Source organism: Solemya velesiana gill symbiont, from assembly GCF_002020805.1.
Taxonomy (GTDB): Bacteria; Pseudomonadota; Gammaproteobacteria; order Chromatiales; family Chromatiaceae; genus Sedimenticola_A.
Genome location: NZ_MPRJ01000003.1, coordinates 29,532 through 52,117 on the forward strand (window position 1 = coordinate 29,532; position 22,586 = coordinate 52,117).

Genomic DNA, 22,586 nt, shown 5'->3' on the forward strand with positions numbered 1-22,586 from the left:
TCCTACAAGAACCATTAGACCCGCTACAGGCTCATAATCACCACTTCCCATTCGGAGAGATGAGCGGGATGAGTTCAACCCGTATGCCTATATCTAGTGCGCCCTGCAAAAAAATCACACTAAAAGAGTGAAAAAGGCTTCACTTTTCCTCAAATATAAGTACAATTCCCCGTTTTCCTGCCCCCGGTCCCCGGCCCCCGGTTGGACCGGGCGGTAGTGCGTGGAAGATTAATTCATTTAGGGTAGAACATGGTAACAATTCGCCTTGCACGGACGGGCGCCAAGAAGCGGCCGTTTTATCATATTGTTGTGGCTGACAGCCGCAGAGCTCGCGACGGTCGCTACATCGAGCGCGTCGGTTTCTTCAATCCCATTGCTACTGGCGGTGAAGAGCGCCTGCGCCTCGACAACGCGCGTATCGATTACTGGGTTGCCACCGGCGCCCAGACTTCCGATCGCGTTGCCCAGCTGATCAAGGAAGCGGCCAAGGCTGCTGCCTGATCATTGGGTAGGGCTTCTGGCCTGCTGAAACATGCCGGACAAGAGAAGCCCAAAATCCGCTGAACCCGAGGTTGCAGCGGAGAGAGACAGAGACTCCAAGTGGGTCACCCTGGGCCGGGTTTCCGGCCTGTTTGGTGTCCGGGGCTGGGTGAAGATCTACTCTCATACCTCGCCGAGGACCAATATACTGGAGTACGCCTCCTGGTATCTGAACCGATCGGGTCAGTGGCAGGAGTACGAACTCAAAGACGGCAAGGCTCACGGTAAAGGCATTATTGCCAGGCTTTCGGGCTGTGACGACCGTGACATGGCCGCAGAACTGGTAGGGGCGGATATCGCTATTCCCCGTGACCAGCTGCCCGGTGCCGGGGAAGATGAGTTCTACTGGACTGATCTCGAGGGACTGGAGGTTCGTACGAAGAGCGATATCGCTCTTGGCAGGGTGGATTACCTGTTTGAAACTGGTGCCAACGACGTCATGGTCGTCAAAGGCGACCGGCAGCGGTTGATTCCCTTCATACCCGATGTGGTGCTGGAGGTGAGTCTGTCCGATGGTGTAATCACTGTGAACTGGGATCCGGAATTTTAAGGATGCGCCATGAGATTTGACGTGGTGACCCTGTTTCCGGAGATGTTCGAAAACATGATCGGTGAAGGTGTCACCGGGCGTGCGATCGAAAGAGGACAGGTTGACCTTGCCCTCTGGAATCCGAGGGACTATGCTCATGATGTCCACCGTACCGTGGACGATCGCCCCTACGGAGGCGGCCCGGGTATGGTGATGAAGATCGAGCCGCTGGAGGCGGCTATCGAAGACGCCAAGGCAGCGGCGCCCAATGCGGCTGTTGTCTACATGAGTCCCCAGGGGCGGCGCTTTGACCAGGCGGCAGCGAGAGAGATTTCTGAGCGTGATGGCGTGATACTGATCGCCGGGCGCTATGAAGGTATCGATGAACGCATCATCGACTGGTATGTTGATGAGGAGTGGTCGATAGGTGACTACGTACTGAGCGGTGGCGAATTGCCGGCGCTGGTACTGATGGATGCCGTTATCCGGCTGATACCCGGCGTGCTGGGGGCAGCGGATTCGGCAGAGCAGGACTCCTACACGGACGGCCTGCTGGATTGCCCGCACTACACGCGGCCCGAGGTTTACGATGGCGAAGCCGTACCCGAGGTGTTGCTGAGTGGCAATCACGAACTGATACGCCGCTGGCGGTTGCAGCAATCGCTGGGGCGGACGTGGATGCGCAGACCTGATCTTCTCGAAGGGCGGGAACTGACAGCAGAAGAGCAGAATTTGTTAGACGAGTTTATACAGGCGCAGATAGACGCCAGTTGAGTAACAGGAGCAAACGATCATGAGTTACATCATTCAGGAACTTGAAGCTGAACAGATGGGGCGCGAGGTTCCCGAGTTCGGTCCCGGCGATACTGTGGTCGTCCAGGTAAAGGTTAAAGAGGGAAACCGTGAGCGTCTGCAGGCGTTCGAAGGTGTGGTAATTGCCAAGCGCAACCGCGGCCTCAACTCTGCGTTCACCGTTCGCAAGATCTCCCACGGTGAAGGCGTTGAGCGTGTCTTCCAGACCTACAGCCCCTCGGTTGCAGAGATTGAGGTGAAGCGTCGCGGTGACGTACGTCGCGCCAAGCTGTACTACCTGCGTGGCCGTACCGGTAAGGCTGCACGTATCAAGGAAAAGATCTAAGCGCTACGCAGATCTTCATCCTGTTCAAAAAGCCACCCCGCATATGCGGGGTGGCTTTTTTGTGCCAGGAAAATTCCCGATTGTTCTCTTGTTGATTCAGGAGCGGGCAATCTGGACCAATTGCTGAAAATCTTTCAGTCCATGTTCTTCAAGAGCCTGTGAAATTATCTCCAGGCCTGCTTTGTTCCAGTGATCAAATGCTCGGCGGTTTTTTTGGACGACCTCGACCATCACATTATCCAGGCGTTCTTTATGATCATTTTCTTTGACGCCTCTTTTGAGTTCGCTGGTTATTTTCCTTGTTTCCGGGTGAAGGAAAAAAGGATTTTCTCCATTAGTATCAAACCCATGATGCTATGTATGTGCTGCAGCAAATCCTTTGCGTGGATGTAGTGATAGTTGAAGCAGCTGTAAACAAGCATTCTTTCAATATGGTGTTCCATACGATCGCTATACACCTGCTCAATAGTCCAGCGCTGTTCAATGTAGTGATCAATCAATGCAGCCAGGGCTGGCTTGTTGAATGTCTTCTTCTCGTTGAGCAAGTCGATGTCATAATCGCTGAAAATTGTATGAAGATATCTTTGATATTCTGATTCCGTGCTGTATCGGATTGCGAGAATTGCAATAGTGGCTGCTGCCGAGGATGTGTAGTCCGGCTCGACTTCAGTAAATTGCTTGACAAGTTGTGAGTGGTTCTGTGGTGAAGCGATACTGTCTACTTCTACTGCCAGCATTTCTTCAGGGCAGTGTTTACTGTTCCTGTTAAAGAAGGGCTGCGTCATTTTTGCAAAATGGAGCATCAGGTAGATTCGTCCAGCTGTTGGATACTGGTTTGCCTCTGCAAGAAGCAGGAAAACCTGCCTTATTTCATTTCTGTATTTGAAATAGGGTTTCAGTGACTTGGAGTTTGGTAGATGTTCATGCCGTTGGGTATAGCCTTCGAGTATTTTTCCCGGAATCTCCAACAGATCGGTACTGTTCTCTTCCAGTAAGAACAGCCTGCACGCTTCAGGGCATGAGAGTTGTATGCACAGTTCTGATTGTCCAAAGTTCTCCGTCAGTTTTCGCGGGTAGTTCTTGCAGATTTCGCTCAAGCTCTCTCCGCCAAAACGATTTTGAATATTGCAGAGACGGTTGGAATCCAGGAAAAAACAGTCTCCGTTCTCCTTCATCTCAAGGCTGGCATAGCTGTGTTTTGAGCCGCCGTCTTTTATTCGCTTGATTCCTTGCTGGAACTGTTTTGTGCCATCAGGAGTCCCTGGTACAGCTTTTTCAGGTTTTGATAAGTTTTTTTATCGATTTGGATGTCCCAGTCATGGCAGCAATCGTCCGGGCAATCCCCTCCTATGCATTTGAACTGGGTTGCATAGCGCATAGTGAGAATGTTTTTTCTTCTATCGGTATTCGCCATTTCTAAAAGTCCTTGATGCGTATGCACACATTCTGGCAATCGCAAAACTTACCAGGGGTCATAAGCAACATCTGGTTTCCATCTGCAACACCTGATAGCATACACTGTTGCAATAGTGGTGCAACCTTTCCAAATATTTCAACATTTTCACGGAGACGAGCTGTGAATATGTTAATGTTTGTCATCCAGTAAATGGTGTTTCCATTTATGCTTTTGACTTTCTATTGGCATGACTATGAGGCTTGGGGGATCGATCCCCGCAAAGACAGGGCTTCTCAGTTTGCAGGAATCCGAACCGATGAAAATCTGAATATCATCGGCCAACCCCTGGTCACCTACTGCAAACCTGCAGACGATATGCTGCCCCAGCCGGAGGCCTGCCTGGTTACCGGCATTACACCTCAGAAGGCCATGGCTGAAGGTGTAAGCGAGGCAGAGTTTTTTCGACTGATTCACCAGGAACTCTCCTATCCGGGGACCTGCGGCGTTGGCTATAACACGATTCGGTTCGATGATGAGTTTACCCGCCATGGGTTCTACAGGAATTTTTTCGATCCCTATGCCAGGGAGTGGCAGAACGGCAACTCACGCTGGGATATTATCGACATGGTCCGCCTGACCCGGGCATTGAGACCTGAGGGTATCGAATGGCCTGAACGCGAGCCGGGTGTTCCCAGCTTCAAGTTGGAACATTTGACCCAGGCGAACAGTATATCCCACGAGGATGCACATGACGCCCTGTCTGACGTTCATGCCACCATTGCAATCGCGAAACTGATCAAGGAGCGCCAGCCCAAGCTGTTCCAGTATATCTTTCAGATGCGGGACAAACGCAAGGTGAGGCAACTGCTCAATCTACGTGAGAAGAAGCCGGTACTTCACGTCTCATCCATGTATCCGTCAACGCGCGGCTGCATCGCCATGGTGGTGCCACTGGCCAAACACCCCACCAATTCCAACGGGGTCATTGTCTACGACCTATTACAGGATCCTGAACCCCTGCTGACGCTTTCGGTGGAAGAGATACAGCAACGGCTTTTTACCCCCAGGGACCAGTTGCCGGAAGGGGTGGAGCCTATCCCGTTAAAGACTGTGCATATCAACAAGTGCCCTGTTATCGTCCCGATGAACACCATGACCGATGAGGCGGCAGCCCGTTGGCAGATCGATATCGAGCAGGGGCAACGGCATCTTGAGCAGATCATGGCTGCTGCAGGATTGGAAAAAAAGGTGCAGTCTGTGCATTCGGGGCGGGAGTTCGAGCCGATCACCGATCCCGACCAGGCACTCTATTCAGGGGGCTTTTTTAGCGATACCGACCGCAGGCGCATGGAAGAGATTCGCAATACCGAGCCCCAACAACTGTCACACTTCGTACAGGTATTCGATGACGCACGAATTCCCGAGATGCTGTTCCGTTACCGTGCCCGGAACTGGCCCGAAACCCTAAGCAGGGATGAGCGGGCACGGTGGGACGAGTATCGGCGAGACCGGATTATGGAGCCTAGTGCCGGCGGTAGCATCACCCTGGATGAGTATCAGGGCCAATTGGCAAAGAAAATGGTCGATCCGGAAATCGGCGACCGGGACAGGATGGTGTTGTCAGAGCTGGCCGACTGGTCTGCTGTAATTGGCATGTAGGAGCGAATTTATTCGCGATCGGCTCTTGGCAAATAAATCAACGCCGTTCGCGAATAAATTCGCTCCTACAACAACAAGGGTAATGGTGTCTTCATCGCCCGGAGAAAGGGCTCCTACAGGCGTTACTCTTCAGTCCACTTCTGCAGCCCGGCGATGATGGCCTTGGCCTGGTCCGGGCTGGAGATGTTGAATTTCGATTTGGGAATGTACTCACCGCTTCGCTTCTGGTAGCGGCGGATGCTGTACTTGTCGGCACCGTATTCGCTCTTGGCGCAGTTCCACTCCTGGTAGCGGTACATGATGGTTGACCAGGCGCCCTTGGAGAGGACGACCTTGTCCAGTTCCTTGACGATATCGATACCGTCTTCGCTGTAGTTGATGGTCAGTTCGTCAACTGTTGATGCCATTGTCGCTTCGCTCTGTGTCGGTTGATCGGGAATTACCGGTTTGTATTACCGGTTGATGGTGGGCGAACTTATCAGAACTTTCCCTGGAGGTCACGGTTTTGTTGTGGCCTGTGCGCCATTGCGCTTGAGCAGGCGGATGATATCAGGATTGTTCTGCTTTATGGCCAGGTCCAGTGGTTTTTCGCCAGCAGAAGTTCCTTTGTTGACATCTGCACCGGCAGCTATCAGCAGCTTCACCATTACACGCTGGTTTCGGGTTACGGCATTCGCCAGGGGGGTAATGCCCTGGGGGTCGACATGATCGATGTCAGCGCCGTGTGTGAGCAGAAACTTGATCACATCCCTGTCAGTGGTGTTATTTGAGACGACCTGGTCCAGGAGAATATCTGGGTCGTAGTCTGCTCCCTGCTTGACGAAGAGGTCGGCTACCTGGGTTCTGCCCGCCAGCAGTGCACTGTGTATGGGGGTGAATCCCTGGCGGTTTTGAGCGTTGATGTTGGCACCGTTTTTCAGCAATAACCTGGCTATCACGAAGAGTCCCCGGTCCGCAGCCACATGCAGGGGGCGACGCCCGTCCACATCCATCTTGTTGATGTCTGCTCCCCAGCGAATATGGCGCTCGATCTGGTCGATGTCACCGCGTTGGATGGCCAGGTAGAGGCCGATGGTCGGACGGTCAGGCTGGCCGCATCCGGCGAGCAGCAGGAGCAGTAGGGTCACGAAGAATGTTTTTGTTCTCATATACCAAAGATAGTAAATCTAGACCGAAGTTGACTGCAACTGTGGAGGCAATAGCATCATGAGAATGGGCATGATATGGTAGCTGGCCATGATCTGGAAGCTTTTACTCACCCTACTGGTAATCCTCGGCGCCGTTCTCGTAATCCGCAGGCGAGGACAGGCGCGCCTGGCTCCCCCGCTGCCTGCCCCCCAACTGGAGGCGCCTCGCAGGCGCATCGTGATGTTCACTGCCACAGCGGTCGTGGCGCTGATGATCGTTGGTCTGGGAGGATACGCCTATTTTTACTGGCAGGACGCCAACCAGGTGGTCAATGTCCGGGTGATCGATAGCCGTACCGGCAACTCAGTGACCTACAAGGCATACAAGGGTGATGTGGAAGGTCGCTCCTTCACCACCACAGAGGGACGGACGGTGACCCTGGCGGAGGTTGAATGCCTTGAGTTGGGTGGGGACTGAGCCTCCACACTTTACCCTGCCTCCTGCTAGAATTGTGGGAAACCTATAACAACAAGCAGGTTGCCATGTCGTTTGCCCGATATGTCGTACGGCGTTGCTATGCCCTGGAAGATTCAGCCCGCTATAAGCAGGTGAAGGGTTTCTTCTACGATCTCCTGGAGAACCCTCGTTCCAGGATCAAGCCCTATTTCGATATTTTCATGATTCTGCTGGTGCTCTCCAGTGTCTATCTCCTGATCTATGACATCAAGGAGGATATCGGGGATTTCGGGCGGTTATTCGAGATCTACGCCGTATCCATATTTTTAGTGGAGTATCTCCTCCGGCTCTGGATCTATAACGATAGCCACTCGATATTTATCGAACACTACGAGCGGGCGGAGTTTCTGGAACAGCCCTTCAGATTGGGCCCCCCGTTCAGGGAGGTGCTGGTCAAGAAGTGGAACTACATGACCACGCCCCTGGCCATCATCCCCAGTTACCGGCCGTTGCGGTTTCTGCGTATCTTTCTCCTGTTCCGCCTGTTCAAGCTCTTTCGCTACGCCCGAAGTATCAACGAATTCGTCAAGGTGCTGTCGGAGAAGCGCTTCGAGCTGTTCACCCTTGGCATATTCCTCGCCTTCGTGGTCGTGATCTCGGCTTCAGCAATCTATTTCTTCGAAGCCAGGGCCGAGGGCGGTGAGATCGAAAACTTCTTCGATGGTATCTACTGGGCCCTGGTCACCATATCCACCGTGGGCTATGGTGATATCACGCCGATGTCTACTGAGGGGCGGGTGATAACCCTGGTATTGATCATCTGTGGCATCGTGGTCATCTCCTTCACCACCTCGGTGATCGTCGCAGCCTTCAATGACAAGATGCAGTAGATGCGCGAGAACCGGGTGTATGCCGAGTTGGAAAAGCGCAAGGGCAAGCACACCATCATTTGCGGTTTTGGCCGGATTGGCCAGGTGGTGGCTGAACGCCTGGCAGCTGAGCGGGAGAATATCGTTATCATCGACGCCGACCTGGAGCAGGTCAATGAGGCGCGAAAACTGGGTTACCTTGTGATCGAGGGGAGTGCCGAGCGGAGTGACCTGCTGGAAAATGCGGGTATCGGTGACAGGGCTGAACGGATTCTCTGCCTCACAGATGACGATGTGGCCAATGTGTATATCACCCTGACAGCAAAATACATGAACCCTGAAATCGAGGTGATATCACGGGCCAACCGGGAGGAGTCGGTTCGCAAACTCTACCAGGCAGGGGCCGACCATACGGTAAGCACATCACAGGTATTCGGATTGATTGCTGGTGAGTATATTGGTCAGCCGGTCGCCTTCGAGGCTATTCACGGCATCCTCTCCGGCAAGGACGGCATTGCACTTGAGACGGTGGTTGTACGCCCAGGTTCTGCCCTTGAAGGAAAGCGGATCGGTGAAATCGATTTTTATGGCAAACGGCTTGTGCTGTTCGGTGTTATCACCCATACGGACCGGCTTCCAGGAGAGCCGACTTCGGCCTATTCGCTGTTGAGTCGTCAACTCCATTTTAACCCCGGTAGTGATTTTTGCCTCAACGGCAACGATACGCTGGTCGTGTTCGGACATCAGTTCAGCATTGTTCATTTCAAAGGTCGTCTCGAGAGCGATTCCTTATAGAGGGAGCAGTGGTGTATTCAAAGGTCGTGATATTCGGTTGCAACGTCTTGAGCATGGAAGTAGCCCTGAGGCTGCATGAGCGCTCCTGGGACATGACCCTGGTTTCAAAGGATGAGCGTTGCTTGGAGGGTGCCCAGAATCGTGGGTTCAGGCTTGTGGAGGTGGAGGCGGACTACACGGATGATGAGGAGCTGAAGCGACTCGGCATCGGTCTCGACGTGGACGTGGTTTTTACCCTGTTCGAGGAAGATGCCAATAATGTTTTCCTGACCATTTCGGTGAAAGATCTCGATCCCCAGGTCAAGGTGGTGTCCCTCGCCCAGTCAAAAGATTCCGCACATAAGCTTCGGGCTGCCGGTGTCAGCAAGGTGATTGATCCCTAGGAGATCAGTGGCCGGAAGATTCACGACATGGTCAAACGTCCCCTGATTGCGGAGGCTATCGAGAAACTGGTTTATGGCCAGGAGCACCTCAATCTTGCCGAGGTGACGGTGACGAGGGATTCATTTCTCGATGGCCGGAGATTGGGCGAGCTTGGGTTGTCAGAGCGCTACAACCTGGTGTTGCTCGGTGTGGTCGACCGGGAACTGGGAGATGAATTCATCTTCTCCACCAGCGGGGTGGACCATAAGCTGGACAAGGACGATGTACTGGTGGTGATCGGCCCGATGGAGGAGATTGACCGATTGCGCCACGACTCCCTCTCCGAGTAGGGAAGGGCTATGAAAACACCGGTGAGAACCGCCGGTGTTTTCCATTTGAACTCAGATCAGGCTGGTGCAGCTTCCAGAATGGCGGCCAGTTGGCTCGGGTTCAGTCCGCCCTGGGCTGTAAGCGCCTGGGCACTGTCCTGCTCGATTTGTCGTCTGAGGCGCCCTACAAGGTCGTTAGCCTCATTCGAGGATCCGATGCTGCCTGTACTACCTTGAGTCTCTGCTGGGGGCTGGTTAAGCCGTTGTCCTGTAGCGCTGAGCTCCAGGGTATCGTTCGTCGGCTTCGGGGCCTCGGCAGACTCTACGGGGGCAGTATCGCTGGCCAGCTCCCGCTCGACGCGCTCTCCATCGGATGTAGAGTTGGTTGCGGGAGCCTGTGACGATATTTTGTCGTTGTTAATCGGGTTGATCACGATAGTTTCTCCGATAAAGTGCCGGCAGAGCGGCATTCTTCGATCAAATCTTGCTGCTTTACCACTTTGTAGCAGGTTTTAGGCCAGCTTGCTATTTTCTGCCGAATTAAAGGTGATGTGCCTCTCAGTCTTCTCCTGAAAACCTGGGGTCGTCATCATCCTCTTCGAGATGCAGCGCGCTGACATCCGGAATGACCGCGGGTTCTGGCTCGGTGTGAGCATCTTCCAGGGAACCCGTTTTGGGTGGGTTCAGATCAAGATCGTCGGTGTTGATATCCGCATCAGGCACAGGTTCGGATTCGTCGATTGTGACACCTTCCGGGTCAAGACTGAGACTGCTGGTATCAATCTCTGCCTGGGGTAGGGGTTCATGCTCGTCGACAATGGTTCCCGGTGGCGACAGATCAAGATTGCTGATGTCAGGAATGGGTGCAGGTTTCACCGGTACCTGGCACTCCTCCAGGCTGCCTGTCCTGGGAGGCAGCAGGCTCATGGATTCAGGCCCTTGTTCCTGGGCTTCTTTGCCTGCCGGTTTGATGTCGATCAGGGCGCCGGCATTCTTGAAAGCACCGCGGTATTTTATGGCCGTATCCTGGTCAACGCCTGACTTTATTCGAATCGGCTTGCCGGAAAACATGCGCTCCACCTGGGCCGCATCCGCCTTGAACATCTGGGCGATCTTCTGTTTGACCTGGTCAGGGTCATTTCCCTCGATGATCTGGCCTGAAAAATAGATGTCGAAGAGGGTAAAGGACATAGGGGTCTTCCATTGGCTCAATATCCACTTCCCTTGAGTATATATGTTTTTTGCCGGTTCAGAGCAGATGTAGGTCAGGCACTGGTGAGAATGGATACAAAAAAGGGGCCGTGTCGGCCCCTTTTCTCCGCAATAATTATTCCCTCAGAGTGTTTTGCTGAGGGTAAAGGCGCCGCGCAGGTCACCTTTATTGAAACCCCGTGCCTTGTCGGCAGGGTAGAGCATATCCAGCTTTTTGACGACGGGTTCCTTGATCGCGGTACCGTGACAATGCAGGCACACATCTCCAGTGGGTATGGCTTTCATGTAGCGGAAGGTCTTCTGACCGTTAACTTCTACTACTTCAGTGTGTTCCATTTTGGTCGGGTCTTCACCCGCTGCCTTCCGGGCTTCGAAATCGTTGAGAGCCTTTAGTTCCCAGGTATCCGGCTTGTTGCTGGGGTTGCGCAGTTTCAGGCTGGTTCTGGCAACGTCCCAACCCGAATTTTGAGATGCGTCACGAGCGATGCCGGGGGCCTTGGTGTTGCACACCTCGATGGCGTTGACCGGGCCGCCGCTTTTCATGCCTTTTTGCAATTCACCTTTCAGGTTTTTTAAAAAGCTCTTTACAATGCCTCGTGCTTCAGCAGTGTTGTCCATCATCTGGTCTGCGATGGCGTTGCCACTGAAGATGGCGCATATCGCAGCGGCAAATACAACTCTCTTCATGGATGATTCCTCCAGTATTAGGCTTTGGTGTCTCTGTTATGCCGGCTTACTGACCGCAGGTTTCCGTCGGTCTGGTTATCCGGTCGAATATTGTGCCGGGTAAATATAACGGTTTTACGATGTAGAGCAAAATCAGCCGTCAGGCCAGCTCATGGGTTTTTTTTAAGGGCTGTGATGGCACTTTTAATCGCTGCTTCCAGATAGAGGGGGAAGAGTTCAGGGGAGGTGATACCGATAATGCGTTCGGTCAACTCCTCTCCTTCAGGTCCCAGAAACAGCAGGGTGGGGGTAAGGTCGGCACCGTATTCATGAGCCAATTCGGCACTGGGCCTCCGCTTACCCTGAAAATCGGTTACATCGGTGCCCAAATCGATGAACAGCTCCCTGATTACCAGCTCATTTTCATAATCCCCGGAAAGGATCAGCGGGTTGATGATTTCACGTTTGATCAGTACGCAGTAGGGGCAGTGATCCTGAGACATCAGCAGCATGATGGGGACACCTGTCCGTGCATCTGTGGCCAGGTTCCGGGCTTCTGCGATCCCGGCATGTCTGTCCGCTGAGTAGGCTGCCCATGCAAGCATGGGAATGGTGAAGATGAAAAAGAGTGTCAGCAGTCTTTTCATGGCAGTTCAGGGTATTTGATTTCTCAGACGCTCGATCTTGCCTGAATAGCTCTGTTTCATGGCCTGTTCGAACGCCTCGTTGGATTCATACTCTATCCCGAAAACTGGCTTCCAAATATTATGGTTTTCCATACATAGATAAAAGAAAACCTCCTTCTGCCATTGACTGCTGAAACTGTTGTAAGCGTGGCTGAACAGCTCCAGTTTGATCTCCCCGGGATAAGAGAGCTTGCCTTCGGTATCCACCATGGGCATTTTCAGGATCTGGCTCCTGGAGCCCTGTTCCCTGATCTTCTTGATTACCGGCTTGATGAAGGTCAGGGTGCCAAGAGACACCATTGCCACCTGTTTCGGATCAAAAAAAGAAGTCTGAAGGATATTGAACAGGTCTGCATACTCCTCTTTCCAACCCTGGTAGTGGATCATGGGGTGGAAATGGAAGCCAACGATCACGCCTTTCTCTGCAAGATGTTTTGCCGCATCCAGTCTTTTCTCAAGGGGCGCACTAGCGTGCTCTTCATTGCTTATGATAGTTGGCGTGTTCAGTGACCAGCTGCAGATGATATTGGGTGGAAGATCATGATTGAGCAGATAGGAGACGTTTGCCGACTTGGTTTTGAATTCCAGGATGACGTTGGGATGTTTCCTGGCAAATTCGATCTGGGCTTGCAGTACACCGTGACTGTTGCCCCACATCAGCGAGTCTGAGGACTGGCCGGTTCCAATATGGTAGGTCTTTTCGGGATCGATGGAGAGGGCGGCGAGCTTGTCGGCAAACTCGGGATCAAAATAGACTTGGTCACCGGTGAAAAACGATTGAATACTGCAGTAGCTACAGCCATATCCGCAATTATCCACGGCATCCAGCGTGAGGAGATTACAGCAACGGGTTTTGGGTGATGCCACAGGACAATAACCCAAGCCGAGTTTTCCTTTCTCTTTTTCCATCACCTCGGCAGTTACCTTTTTTACAGGAATCGAGGTGCCAAGCTGATAATTGTTTGCCGCCTCTTTGTATCTCTCCCAAGTGGCGACAAGTGTCCTGAGTATTCGCTGCTTCTCCTGCTTTCCGGTATGAGTTTCAGATGCGACAGGCCAGACCGACTCAATATTGCTCTCCCCCCACATCTGCAGGTCACGGGCAATCTCGGTGACCTGGCGCAGGTCCTGTTGGGTGAAACGGTATTCATGGGCCATTTCCCTGATGAACATCCGGCTCTCATCGGACAAAGTGTTCAGCAGGGTCTGCTCAGAGATGGATGCGAATTTTACGCTGTAGTCTGCTTTGTGGGACATGTGCTCGTGGGCTTGATGGCGCAGGGTAGAAGATTATGCCTGATTAGTGGCTTGTTGGCAGTATTTTAGGGTGAACCTGAAGTGAAATGAACGAGTTTCTCCTTCGCTATTATGGATGGTGTAAGCTATTGAAAAAACAGTTGAATTTAGTGTTTATTGATCTTTGTGGCAATTTTACAGGGTTTCCCACCCATGGTGATGGTCTAAAATCAGGGGGTATCTGGATGGATGATTGAGGAATCTCCACGAGCTATCCAGGCGTATGCCCGGCACAGGGATATCCGTTGTCGCCAGGGAAGGTGTTCAGACAGATCAGGGTGGGCTGAATGCATTTAACCTGGCGATCACAAAGCCGCTTTCTCACGCAGCGGGTGAAAACCAAGTTTTCAGGACCTAGCCTCAGGTTCGGTATCTGCAAGGCGATTCACCGGTCGTCGATACATTCATTCAAGGTCAGGCAGGCAAGGCAGTCTTTTCTCAGGCCTGCATCCGGCCCGGTAACAGTATGCGGCGTTCGCTATCCCGATTGTCATTCCAGGTTCATTTCTTACGTCGAAGAGTTGTTTTTCCATACTTCCAGGTATTACGGTCATACAGAGTCATATCTTCGAACGCTTGCCCATAGTCCTGATTTCAGCATGGCTGGATTTCGAGCGACCTTGATGTCCTGCCTGCAAAGACGAATGATGGGGATTCTGCTGTCACACTCACCGTCACAGGCGGTTGGACGGGGGGCATTCAGATCGTAGAAGCGGTAATCAAAAAGGAGAGCGGGGTAGGGGACCTGGAAGCGCGATACCACTTTCCGGAACAACAAGAACATGATGATAAAAACCTGAACTGACTTTCCCAGTTCACAACAAGGATCACAATATAGCCGGGCCTGTCGAACAGCTTTTGCACTTTGCAGCAAGGCTTAATCTCGGTGTCGATATATGCGACAGGGATATTAGTTTGTCTTCCCGGCAACTGGAACGAACCGTGAAGTATCTCAACCCCACCATCCGGTCCGTGTTTGAACAGATATCCCGACGTCTCCAGGCTGCCGGATACCGGATTGTCGAGCGTGAAGTGCCGCCGAGACCAAAATATGATTGGAATTAAAGTATTAATGCAGTGTTTATAAGAAAATTCATTATATTTTAAACTAAGGCCTATAATTGCTGTTAAGCACTATGGATAAAGCACAAAACCTGCAATATGGGTTAGAATATCTTAAGGATGTAAATCATTTATTTACACATGGGACAGGTTCCTCAGGGACAACCGGGGACCTCTGAGTACGTAGAAGAATACTATGCAGGGGTGAGACAAGAATAAATGATCAACAAAAGATCCTTTTGGGCATTGATACTGCTTTTGGCGCCTTCTTCTCTGTGGGCTTTGGGGTTACGTGACATAGAGGTCATGTCTGCACTCAATCATCCCCTCAATGCTCGTATCCAGTTGCTATCTGTTGAAGCCGTAGATCTCGATCGCATCAAGGTGAGGTTGGCGGGCGCAGACGCATTCAACAAAGCGGGAGTCGATCGTCCGTACCACCTGACCCAGTTGCGTTTTAATCCGATGATGGATGAGTATGGCAATGCCTACATCGAGGCTACGACCCGCAGGTCTGTACGCGAACCCTACCTCAACTTCCTTGTCGAGGTACTGTGGCATGGTGGAACCATTATCAGAGAATATGCTGTTCTCCTGGATCCACCCGTAATAAAGCCCGCCATGGTGGCTCCTTCCAGGCCGGCAAGGGCTGAACAGCCCCGTGTAGAGGCGCCAAAACCGATTCCACGGGAGCAGACCTATCAGGTTCGCAGATCTGAGACCCTTTGGGTTATTGCAGACAAGACCCGTGCTGATATAGGCATCTCCATCGAACAACAGATGATGGCCCTGCAAAGGGTCAATCCTGATGCGTTTCATCGCAATAATGTAAATCTGCTGAAGGCTGGATCAATTCTACAGCTGCCCGATTCAGCTACGGCTCGAGAGATGAGCAGGCAGGAGGCCAGGGCGGTTTTCAGGCAGCAGACCCGGGAGTGGAGGGCGATGCGTGCCAAGCCCAGGCCTGCCAAACCTGCTCCCCCGGTAGTGCAGGAACCAGCGCCCAAACCGGCACCTGAGCCTGTTGTGGAAAAGGTCCCGGAGAAGGCACCGGAGACGCCGGCTGTCGAAGAGGAAACGGACAGGCTCGAGGTTGTGGAGACAGGTAAGGAGTGGCAGCTGGCAGAAACTGTTACCCCTGACGAGAAAAAGTTCCCTGCAACCGATGAAGAGAGGCTGAAAGCAGCCATCGCAGATTCAGCAGAGGATCTCGCAGCTGTTCGGGAGATCAACCAGGACCTGGATGAACTGAGAGGTGCCCTGGAGGCCAAAATCGAAGCTCTGCGCAAATCCCTTGATCAGAAAAACCAGGCGATTGAGGATCTGAGGCAGCAGCTGGAGAGCGCGAGCACGGGTGTCGATCCCGAGGGTAAGATCGGTGGCGAGGGTGTGGCCGAGATCGAAGAGCGGAAGTCGCCTGGCGGTGTCGATGCAACCGTACCGGTGGCTGAGAAGCCTGAAACCGAGATGGCCCCTGGGCCGGAAGAGGATAAAACCGATTTCTGGAACCTGGTACTTATGGTTGGAATCGGGTTATTCGTCTTATTTGTGATTGTATTGATGGTACGACGCAACGCTAAAGCCAAGGATGATGAAACCGCTGAAGTGCTCGAAGGCTACATGGACGAGGAGGAGTCCCCAGAAGAGAAAGCGGCAGATGTTTTTCTTAGTGGTCTGTTTGAAGATGCTGAACCAGGGCCTGCGCCCCCTCCCGAAGAAGAGTCCACACCTGAAGTAGAAGAGCCGATTGGGAGCGGTGAAGATGTGGCCTCAGTGCTGACCGAGGCTGATATCTACCTCGCTTATCGTCGTTACAGCCAGTCGGAATCCCTTGTTCAAGGTGCGATGAATCAGCACCCTGACAATCTTGATCTGAAACTGAAGATGCTCGAGATCTACTCATTCAGAAAAGACAGGGAAAGCTTCAGCAGTTACCTGGATGAGATCTATCCGCTGCTTGCTGCCGGTCCGGCAGATCTGCAGGATCGTGCGCTGGGTATGGCCCAGGAACTGGTACCTGAACACAGACTGCTGAAGTCAGGTGAAGGCAAAAGGAAAGAGGCCCCGGCCGAGCTTGAAGAGGGCGTGATGCCGCCTATTGATGAGGATACTAATCTTTTCTCAAAGGAAGTCGATGATATCGATATTTCAGTCGATGATCTGATGATGCCTGACGACAAGATACCCCCCATCGAGATGGATCCCGGTGCGAAAGAGAAACAACCGGATCCTCATGAAATTTCGATTCCGGACATGAAGCTGGATCTTGATGATGAGGACAAGGACGAGCCGAAAAGTTAGCGGCTGAAAAAATATCAGCCAGTCCGGAATATGCTGATATTACTTTATTAGAAAGCGATATTTATTGAGATCTATTCGAAATAAATATCGCTTTTTTTTCTTGTCACAAATAATCCGCCGAACAGGTAGTCTGCATGTAATGCTGAGATTGTTGCATTTTGGTGCAGGTTTTATTTTTCACAGCGCATTGGGTCGCCGGGTTACATGTTTTGATTGAGGCTATTAGAAATCTTGATCTGTTTCTTTGGGTCGGGATGTAGTATATGTGTGTAAAGGAAGATGGCATCGGAGAGAAATATTCGTTGCAAAGAGGACTTCCATAATCGGCCACTAATAAAGAAGCCGGAGTTGTAGTAACACCAAATGAGGAACAAGAACATGCAGGTTAAAGAAATAATGAGCCGGGCTCCGCGGACTGTAACTCCAGATACTGACCTGGTGGAAGTGGTCTCGCTGATGTGTCTCTACCGCTATAGCGGTCTCCCAGTGCTGGAAGACGATAAGATGGTTGGGTTTATTGCCGAGAAAGATGTACTGCATCGCATGTTTCCGACACTGGAAGAGATGATGAGTGCAGGATTCGGATAAGTGGATCTGGATGACATGATGGGGCGTTATAAAGAAGTCGTAAACCTGAAGGTCAAGGACCTGATGGCTGGCAGCGTTATTACCGTATCCGCCGATGATCATATCTTGCGAGCAGCTACTACCATGGTGCGGCACAAGTTCCGCCGTATCCCGGTCTCTGATGGCGGTAAGCTGGTTGGCATGCTCAGCCTGGGTGATATTCACAAAGCGATCTATCTAACCAACATTACCAGCGGTCTCTGCGACAAGTCTAAATAAGGGCTTGGCATCACCATCCTGGTGATGCTTAACAGGATAAAGGCAGGGGGAGTAGATGCTCCCCTTTTTATTTGTTTCTGTTATTTAATACACGTTCAACGGTATCAACAATAGCCTGGGTTTGGGGGTCGATTTCGATATTCACCCGGTCGCCCTGCTGTCTGGCTGACATGTTGGTTCTGGTCAGTGTTTCCGGAATCAGGTTGACGTTGAATTCGTCGTTGTCCACATCACCTATGGTGAGGCTGATGCCGTCGATGCCGATATAACCCTTTGTGAAAACGTACTTCATTAGGTCGGATGGCATCCTGAACCAGACCTGCCGGTTGTTTTCGCTATCGATGACTCGTGTCACCTCTGCAGTGCAGATGATATGGCCGGACATTTGGTGTCCGCCGATTTCGTCACCGAATTTTGCGGCACGTTCAAAGTTTACCCGGTCACCGGTAACAAGCTCTCCGAGATTGGTAATGCGCAGTGTCTCCTGCATCAGGTCGAAGCTCACCAGGTCATCTTCCATGCTGACCACGGTCAGGCAGCAGCCGTTATGGGCAACCGAGGCGCCCGGCTCCAATCCGGAGAGTTGATCTTCGGGCATGCGGATGGTGTGCGTGCGAAAATCTTTTTTCTCCAGGATGCTGACAGCCTCTGCAGTACCCTGAACGATACCTGTAAACATGGACATACCTCTCGCTTCCGTTGACCAGCCATTCTAACATGCATGGCAGATATCAAGAGCTCAAGTAGAAGTAGACTTGAGATCGACGACGAACCATTGGTCGCTTGATAACTGGTGTGTTTCTTCATTACTGCTTAGCGAGAGACTTCCTGGAGGCTGTATGCGAATAGTCCGTTTTATGGATAGTGCCGGAGAGATCAGGCTGGGACGAGAGATAGATACACTGACGGCAGAACTGCTCGAGGGGAATCTATGGGATGGTGTGCAAGAGACAGGAGAGATTGTTGCCCTCCATAAGCGACTTGCTCCTCTTGAGCCCGTCAATATCTTCTGCATTGGTCTCAATTACAGGGAGCATGCTGCGGAAACCGGACTGGATCTTCCAGAGAACCCGGATATTTTCATGAAGCCAACCGGTTCGATGTGTCACCCGGGGGACGATATCAAGTTGCCTGCATGCAGTCGTCATGGACCGGAAGTGGACTATGAGGCCGAACTGGCCGTTGTTATCGGCAGGCCGGCACGCAATGTACCGGAAGCCGAGGCTTTTGAGTACGTTCTCGGTTACACCTGTGCCAATGATGTGTCCGCCACGAAAGTGGCAACTGCATGGGGGTGGTGGCCAATGGATAAAAGGCAAGAGTTTTGACACCTTCTGTCCCTTGGGTCCAGTGCTTGTAACGGCGGATGAAATTACGGACCCTCAGAACCTTGGGGCGCGTTGCTTTCTTAATGGCGAAGTGATGCAGGACGGCAACACCAGCGACATGATTTTTCCAATCGCCCGGCTGATCCACCTGTTGAGCCAGGATACAACACTGCTGCAGGGCACGGTGATACTGACAGGTACTCCATCGGGTGTGGGCTTCGTCAGGGATCCGCAGGTCTATTTATCGGATAATGACAGGGTAAGGATCGAAATAGAGCACATCGGTACACTGGAGAACAGTGTGTCTTCAGCCGATTAGTGTCAACGAACCCTGGAGTCAGTTTGTACCAAGCAGCGGGTCTGTCGGGCGTTTCGGCAGGTCAAGAATCTCGATACTCAGGTTGTGGTGGCGACGATCTGGCCAACGCTTTTCAAGGCTAAAGTGTGCCCCTCCGTTATAACCGGGCTTACGACGATCCTTGTTGGGTGAACGGTGCTGATACTTGTGAACCTCTAATTGCTTGCCGTTGAGCAAGTTGGCGTTGAGCTGCTCGGTCACATGCATAAGGATATTTTCGGGTGTGATTTCGGCGAGGCAGTGCACTTGTCGCTGCCCTGTATCACGGTCCGTGATGCGCATCAGTTCACAGTGGGGTACCTGATTTCTGTTGGGTGAAAGCGAACCTTTCATTCCGGGATTCAAGCTTCTGTCGATGAACCGGGTCAGATCCCGATGGTTTATGCCTTCAGGGATGTTGCTGATAAAAATCCACATCAAAACAACCCTACGCCCTTAATGGGCGTCCACTAACAAGTATAGCTTGCCTTGGGTGCCAGTGCCGGAAAACAGGTTCCAAGGGAATGCTATTCCGGCATGTTTGGTGGATCAAGGTCTTCCTGGGGTTGGTGTGATGGGTCTCAGAGATTCTCCTTCCACTTGCTGATCAATTCGATATGCTCCTGCTCCTCTTCGCTGAATTTCAGTGCCAGGTCCCGCACTTCGGGGTTAGGTGAGCTGTCAGCAACCTTGGCGTAGAAATCCTTGCCGCGCTGTTCATTTTGAATTCCCACGGCGGCAGATCCGGCAGTGTCATGTCGGCTGAAAGCACTTCGACTTCGTGGGCGTGCTTCTGCCCGTAATGTGCCAGTTTGCGGAACAGGTTGGCGGTATCGATATTGTTGTGAACCTCCATGCTGTCGGCCAGTTGCTCGTAGCGTTCCACCGATTCCAGTTCAAGTTCCATCGCATGGGCCAGAAACTCTTCCACGGTCTCGATCAGGGTTGTTGTCGTTGCGCTGTTCATACCTGGAACTCCTTCTCAAGAGCTGAGGGTTCGCAAATCGCATCGTATGCAGGTTGCCACGGGGGCAGTTCGGTCCTGTAAATCAAGCCGGTACCCATGCCGTCGTCGGCTTGCAGGCCTTGGGCGGTCTTCACAGGGTTGGCGGTAACCTCTTCGGCATATTCGTGGACCTGTTTCTTCCAGCCTTTCTGTTCAGGGCGGAAGGTGGTGCAGGGACTGAACACGTGGATGAAGGAAAACCCTTTATGCTGGATCCCCTCCACGATCATCTGTGTAAGCTTGTTGGGATCGCCTGAGAAGCCGCGTGCAATGAAAGTGGCGCCTGAAGCAAGTGCAATCGCAGCTGGATTGAAGCTGGGTACACCAGGACCGTGAGGCGTGAGTTTGCTCGCTGACCAGTCGGGGGAGGTGGTTGGTGAGGCCTGCCCCTTGGTCATGCCGTAGACTTCGTTGTCCATCACGATGTATGTGATATCCATATTTCGTCGGCAGGCATGCAGGAAGTGGTTGCCTCCGATGGAGAAGCCGTCACCATCACCACCTGCAGCGATAACCGTCAGGTCGGGGCGTGCTGCTTTGAGGCCGCCGGCAACAGCAAGTGCACGGCCATGCACGCCATGGAATCCATAGACTTCGGTATATGCGGGCAGACGTGAAGAACAGCCGATGCCGGAGACCATCGCAACATCCTCCCGTTTCAGTGCCAGGTGAGCCAGCGCTTTGCTCAGGGCACTGAGCACAGCGAAGTGTCCACTGCCCGGGCACCACACGGGTTTGATGTCCGATTTATAGTCTTTGGCTTTCAAGGCCGGTTGGGTCTGGGTTTCAGTCATTGTCGGCCTCCTGTGTCATCATCGCCATTACATCGCCTGGGCGTATGGGCAACGGACCGGGCTGTGCCATGGAGCGGGTGCCCGGTGGAAGGAGCTGGTTGGCATTCAGGTAGTGATAAAGCTGGGCCCCATGGTTCTGCTCCACGACAATGGCGTTTGAAACACCCTGGAGGGTGTTTTGCTGTTTCTGTTTTTGCAGCGGAGCCAGCAGTCGCAAGGCAAGGGCACGGGTGGGAACGCCTGCCTGGCTCAGCCTTTGGGCCGCTTCGAATGCAGCGCCCGATGACGAGCCCCAGGTGATAATGCAGTTCTCCCCCTCGCCCTGAAGATCGGCCCACGCCTCACCGTAGTCGAATCCATCGATTTTGTTACGGCGCTTGTCGAGTTGGAGGAGATGATCCTCGGTCATGCTCGAGGGCGTTCCCCGCTCATTGTGCTCAAGCCCGTCAGCAGTGTAGATGCAGCCCTCGGTTCCCGGAATGGACATGGGAGATAGGCAATCTTCGGTCAGTGCGTAACGCTGGTAGTGATTCTCCTCCTCGGGGGACTTGGCCAGCAGCCGCTGGTAGGCCTCTTTCGGCTCGGCGGGAGGCTCGATGATCGACCGTGCCTGTCCCTGTGATTGGTCGCTGAGGACGATGGCCACGGTCTGCAGCACTTCACTCAGGTAGACGGCCCACTGGGTAGTGAATGCACAGTCGCCGATGTTGGTTGCCGCAAGAACCAGGTGCGGCGCATCACCGTGAAAACCGTAGAGCGCAATATTCAGGTCGGACTGTTCCGACTTTGTGGGGATGCCGGTTGAAGGGCCACCGCGCATCACGTTGGAGACGACCAGTGGGGTCTCGCTGGTCACTGCCAGGCCCAGTCCCTCCATCATCAGGCTGAGTCCCGGGCCCGAGGTTGCTGTCAGGCTGGGCACACCGCCGAAGGAGGAGCCGATAATCATGTTCACCGAGGCAAGCTCATCTTCGGCCTGCAGCAGCGAACCGCCCAGTTTCTCCAGGTTGGGTGCCAGCCACTCAAGAATCTCGCTGGCCGGTGTAATGGGATAGGCGGCGACAAATCGTACCCCGCCGCGGACCGCTCCCATGCAGCTCGCTTCATTGCCAGAGATATTCCAGCGCACGGGTGGTGTATGCGGTGGCTCCAGGGGGGAGATTGGCAGTTCGCTCCACTCCTGGGTGTGACCGAGAGAGATGCAGGCTTGGGTGGCCTCTACCGCCTTTTCCCCCTTCTTCTCCAGGTGTTCTGCTGCCACTTGGCGCAGCGCCGCTTCCGGCAGGCCGAGCAACTTGGCCAGGATACCCAGGCCGATCATGTTGGGGCGTCCACCGTCTATGGTCTTGGCCAGGGATTTCAGGGGAGCGTCCAGTACCTGGATATCGTCGCTTGCAAGTTCTGGCGGGACCTCCCCTGCATCGGGGTCGCGGATGATCAGGCTGCCGGGCTGCAGCGGTATTTCGTCAACAAAGCGAGTTACGTTCAGCCAGTCGAAGGCGAGCAGAATATCGAACTTGTCGTCCAGGTTGTTGACCGGCTTGACCCCAAGCCGCAACATGGCGGCTGATTCTCCGCCCCGGATCTGGGGGCCAGACGAGCGGGTCATCAATCCAAAAAGCCCGGCCGCGGCAACCGCTTTCAACAACATCTGGCCGGCGGTGACGACTCCACTGCCGCCTGAGCCGGTGATTGCTGCCGATAGAGTGTCAGGGTGATTGACGTTTGTCTTGTTCATTCTTATCTCACTGATTTCCGTGTCAGCTTTTGTCTCTGTTCAAGTATGACCTGAAACCGGGTTCCGGGAATATGACATAAATCGTCATTTCGTAAGAACGGTTTGATATGAT

General features: G+C 53.0%; 30 protein-coding genes. 15 read left to right on the forward strand and 15 right to left on the reverse strand.

Going from position 1 to position 22,586, the window contains the following annotated elements; all coding sequences use genetic code 11:
- Positions 1-249: 249 nt before the first annotated feature.
- Genes rpsP through rplS form a run of 4 tightly spaced genes read left to right on the forward strand, consistent with a single transcriptional unit; the run spans position 250 to position 2,207 of the window.
- Positions 250-501, forward strand: coding sequence for a 30S ribosomal protein S16 (gene rpsP / locus BOW53_RS00935; RefSeq protein ID WP_078485658.1), 252 nt, complete (start codon positions 250-252; stop codon positions 499-501).
- A 31-nt stretch (positions 502-532) separates the two neighbouring features.
- Positions 533-1,090, forward strand: coding sequence for a ribosome maturation factor RimM (gene rimM, locus BOW53_RS00940; RefSeq protein WP_078485659.1), 558 nt, complete (start codon positions 533-535; stop codon positions 1,088-1,090).
- Between the two features lie 9 nt (positions 1,091-1,099).
- A complete protein-coding gene (gene trmD / locus BOW53_RS00945; protein WP_078485660.1) occupies positions 1,100-1,843 on the forward strand; it encodes a tRNA (guanosine(37)-N1)-methyltransferase TrmD in 744 nt (247 codons plus the stop codon).
- Positions 1,844-1,862: 19 nt separating this feature from the next.
- Positions 1,863-2,207, forward strand: coding sequence for a 50S ribosomal protein L19 (rplS, locus tag BOW53_RS00950; RefSeq protein WP_078485661.1), 345 nt, complete (start codon positions 1,863-1,865; stop codon positions 2,205-2,207).
- A 96-nt stretch (positions 2,208-2,303) separates the two neighbouring features.
- Here rplS and BOW53_RS13450 read toward each other — a convergent pair whose 3' ends face one another.
- From BOW53_RS13450 to BOW53_RS12640, 3 genes are read right to left on the reverse strand one after another with little or no spacing between them, the layout of a single operon-like run.
- The gene (locus BOW53_RS13450) at positions 2,304-2,438 is read right to left on the reverse strand and encodes a hypothetical protein (RefSeq protein WP_281254006.1); all 135 of its coding nucleotides are present in this window, start codon (positions 2,436-2,438) and stop codon (positions 2,304-2,306) included.
- Between the two features lie 59 nt (positions 2,439-2,497).
- Positions 2,498-3,433 (reverse strand): flagellin lysine-N-methylase, encoded by a 936-nt coding sequence (gene fliB / locus BOW53_RS00955; RefSeq protein ID WP_216641077.1) that lies wholly within the window; start codon positions 3,431-3,433, stop codon positions 2,498-2,500.
- Complete coding sequence (locus BOW53_RS12640) at positions 3,421-3,621, reverse strand: hypothetical protein (RefSeq protein WP_078485663.1); 201 nt, start codon at positions 3,619-3,621, stop codon at positions 3,421-3,423. Before BOW53_RS12640 ends, fliB begins: the two co-directional genes overlap by 13 nt.
- A gap of 207 nt (positions 3,622-3,828) precedes the next feature.
- Between BOW53_RS12640 and sbcB the strand changes: the two genes are divergently transcribed.
- Positions 3,829-5,262, forward strand: coding sequence for an exodeoxyribonuclease I (gene sbcB / locus BOW53_RS00960; protein WP_078485665.1), 1,434 nt, complete (start codon positions 3,829-3,831; stop codon positions 5,260-5,262).
- A gap of 122 nt (positions 5,263-5,384) precedes the next feature.
- Here the strand turns inward: sbcB and BOW53_RS00965 are convergent, their stop codons facing one another.
- Positions 5,385-5,669, reverse strand: a complete 285-nt coding sequence (locus tag BOW53_RS00965) for a hypothetical protein (RefSeq protein ID WP_078485666.1) — start codon at positions 5,667-5,669, stop codon at positions 5,385-5,387.
- Positions 5,670-5,759: 90 nt separating this feature from the next.
- Positions 5,760-6,410 carry an ankyrin repeat domain-containing protein gene (locus tag BOW53_RS00970; RefSeq protein ID WP_078485667.1) on the reverse strand — a complete coding sequence of 217 codons (651 nt, stop codon included), beginning with the start codon at positions 6,408-6,410 and terminating at the stop codon, positions 5,760-5,762.
- An 88-nt stretch (positions 6,411-6,498) separates the two neighbouring features.
- Between BOW53_RS00970 and BOW53_RS00975 the strand changes: the two genes are divergently transcribed.
- The 5 genes from BOW53_RS00975 (at position 6,499) to BOW53_RS00990 (ending at position 9,223) form a co-directional block, all read left to right on the forward strand.
- On the forward strand, positions 6,499-6,867 hold the full coding sequence (locus tag BOW53_RS00975) for a hypothetical protein (protein ID WP_078485668.1): 369 nt from the start codon (positions 6,499-6,501) through the stop codon (positions 6,865-6,867).
- 65 nt (positions 6,868-6,932) lie between these two features.
- The gene (locus BOW53_RS12970) at positions 6,933-7,736 is read left to right on the forward strand and encodes a potassium channel family protein (protein ID WP_245831916.1); all 804 of its coding nucleotides are present in this window, start codon (positions 6,933-6,935) and stop codon (positions 7,734-7,736) included.
- On the forward strand, positions 7,737-8,510 hold the full coding sequence (locus BOW53_RS12975; protein WP_245831918.1) for a potassium channel family protein: 774 nt from the start codon (positions 7,737-7,739) through the stop codon (positions 8,508-8,510). It begins immediately after the preceding gene.
- An 11-nt stretch (positions 8,511-8,521) separates the two neighbouring features.
- Positions 8,522-8,893, forward strand: coding sequence for an NAD(P)-binding protein (locus tag BOW53_RS00985; RefSeq protein ID WP_172838717.1), 372 nt, complete (start codon positions 8,522-8,524; stop codon positions 8,891-8,893).
- Between the two features lie 27 nt (positions 8,894-8,920).
- Complete coding sequence (locus BOW53_RS00990; protein WP_078485670.1) at positions 8,921-9,223, forward strand: cation:proton antiporter regulatory subunit; 303 nt, start codon at positions 8,921-8,923, stop codon at positions 9,221-9,223.
- Between the two features lie 56 nt (positions 9,224-9,279).
- Here BOW53_RS00990 and BOW53_RS00995 read toward each other — a convergent pair whose 3' ends face one another.
- The 5 genes from BOW53_RS00995 to BOW53_RS01015 all read right to left on the reverse strand — a co-directional run bounded on the left by BOW53_RS00995 (position 9,280) and on the right by BOW53_RS01015 (position 13,023).
- Positions 9,280-9,636, reverse strand: a complete 357-nt coding sequence (locus BOW53_RS00995) for a hypothetical protein (RefSeq protein ID WP_135606938.1) — start codon at positions 9,634-9,636, stop codon at positions 9,280-9,282.
- A gap of 124 nt (positions 9,637-9,760) precedes the next feature.
- A complete protein-coding gene (locus BOW53_RS01000; RefSeq protein ID WP_078485672.1) occupies positions 9,761-10,393 on the reverse strand; it encodes a hypothetical protein in 633 nt (210 codons plus the stop codon).
- A 144-nt stretch (positions 10,394-10,537) separates the two neighbouring features.
- A complete protein-coding gene (locus BOW53_RS01005) occupies positions 10,538-11,101 on the reverse strand; it encodes a Tll0287-like domain-containing protein (RefSeq protein WP_078485673.1) in 564 nt (187 codons plus the stop codon).
- Between the two features lie 149 nt (positions 11,102-11,250).
- The gene (locus BOW53_RS01010) at positions 11,251-11,727 is read right to left on the reverse strand and encodes a thioredoxin family protein (protein ID WP_078485674.1); all 477 of its coding nucleotides are present in this window, start codon (positions 11,725-11,727) and stop codon (positions 11,251-11,253) included.
- Between the two features lie 6 nt (positions 11,728-11,733).
- Positions 11,734-13,023: an SPL family radical SAM protein gene (locus BOW53_RS01015; protein WP_078485675.1), complete on the reverse strand. Its 1,290-nt coding sequence runs from the start codon at positions 13,021-13,023 to the stop codon at positions 11,734-11,736.
- 1,320 nt (positions 13,024-14,343) lie between these two features.
- On the opposite strand from BOW53_RS01015, the gene BOW53_RS01020 reads away from it, so the two are divergent.
- The 3 genes from BOW53_RS01020 to BOW53_RS12985 all read left to right on the forward strand — a co-directional run bounded on the left by BOW53_RS01020 (position 14,344) and on the right by BOW53_RS12985 (position 17,271).
- Positions 14,344-16,425 carry a FimV/HubP family polar landmark protein gene (locus tag BOW53_RS01020; protein ID WP_078485676.1) on the forward strand — a complete coding sequence of 694 codons (2,082 nt, stop codon included), beginning with the start codon at positions 14,344-14,346 and terminating at the stop codon, positions 16,423-16,425.
- A gap of 396 nt (positions 16,426-16,821) precedes the next feature.
- The gene (locus BOW53_RS12980; RefSeq protein WP_245831920.1) at positions 16,822-17,013 is read left to right on the forward strand and encodes a CBS domain-containing protein; all 192 of its coding nucleotides are present in this window, start codon (positions 16,822-16,824) and stop codon (positions 17,011-17,013) included.
- A complete protein-coding gene (locus BOW53_RS12985; protein WP_245831922.1) occupies positions 17,014-17,271 on the forward strand; it encodes a CBS domain-containing protein in 258 nt (85 codons plus the stop codon).
- Between the two features lie 67 nt (positions 17,272-17,338).
- Here BOW53_RS12985 and BOW53_RS01030 read toward each other — a convergent pair whose 3' ends face one another.
- Positions 17,339-17,950 (reverse strand): riboflavin synthase subunit alpha, encoded by a 612-nt coding sequence (locus BOW53_RS01030; protein ID WP_078485693.1) that lies wholly within the window; start codon positions 17,948-17,950, stop codon positions 17,339-17,341.
- A gap of 160 nt (positions 17,951-18,110) precedes the next feature.
- Between BOW53_RS01030 and BOW53_RS13620 the strand changes: the two genes are divergently transcribed.
- On the forward strand, positions 18,111-18,599 hold the full coding sequence (locus BOW53_RS13620) for a fumarylacetoacetate hydrolase family protein (protein ID WP_342748379.1): 489 nt from the start codon (positions 18,111-18,113) through the stop codon (positions 18,597-18,599).
- Positions 18,532-18,918 carry a fumarylacetoacetate hydrolase family protein gene (locus tag BOW53_RS13625; RefSeq protein ID WP_342748380.1) on the forward strand — a complete coding sequence of 129 codons (387 nt, stop codon included), beginning with the start codon at positions 18,532-18,534 and terminating at the stop codon, positions 18,916-18,918. The genes BOW53_RS13620 and BOW53_RS13625 overlap by 68 nt, the downstream gene beginning before the upstream one ends.
- 18 nt (positions 18,919-18,936) lie before the next feature.
- On the opposite strand, the gene BOW53_RS01040 is transcribed toward BOW53_RS13625, so the two are convergent.
- The 4 genes from BOW53_RS01040 to BOW53_RS01055 all read right to left on the reverse strand — a co-directional run bounded on the left by BOW53_RS01040 (position 18,937) and on the right by BOW53_RS01055 (position 22,474).
- Complete coding sequence (locus BOW53_RS01040; protein WP_078485677.1) at positions 18,937-19,374, reverse strand: hypothetical protein; 438 nt, start codon at positions 19,372-19,374, stop codon at positions 18,937-18,939.
- 205 nt (positions 19,375-19,579) lie between these two features.
- Positions 19,580-19,903: a ferritin family protein gene (locus BOW53_RS01045; protein ID WP_078485678.1), complete on the reverse strand. Its 324-nt coding sequence runs from the start codon at positions 19,901-19,903 to the stop codon at positions 19,580-19,582.
- Positions 19,900-20,736 carry a 2-oxoacid:ferredoxin oxidoreductase subunit beta gene (locus tag BOW53_RS01050; protein WP_078485679.1) on the reverse strand — a complete coding sequence of 279 codons (837 nt, stop codon included), beginning with the start codon at positions 20,734-20,736 and terminating at the stop codon, positions 19,900-19,902. The genes BOW53_RS01045 and BOW53_RS01050 overlap by 4 nt, the downstream gene beginning before the upstream one ends.
- On the reverse strand, positions 20,729-22,474 hold the full coding sequence (locus BOW53_RS01055; RefSeq protein WP_078485680.1) for a 2-oxoacid:acceptor oxidoreductase subunit alpha: 1,746 nt from the start codon (positions 22,472-22,474) through the stop codon (positions 20,729-20,731). The genes BOW53_RS01050 and BOW53_RS01055 overlap by 8 nt, the downstream gene beginning before the upstream one ends.
- Positions 22,475-22,586 lie beyond the last annotated feature (112 nt).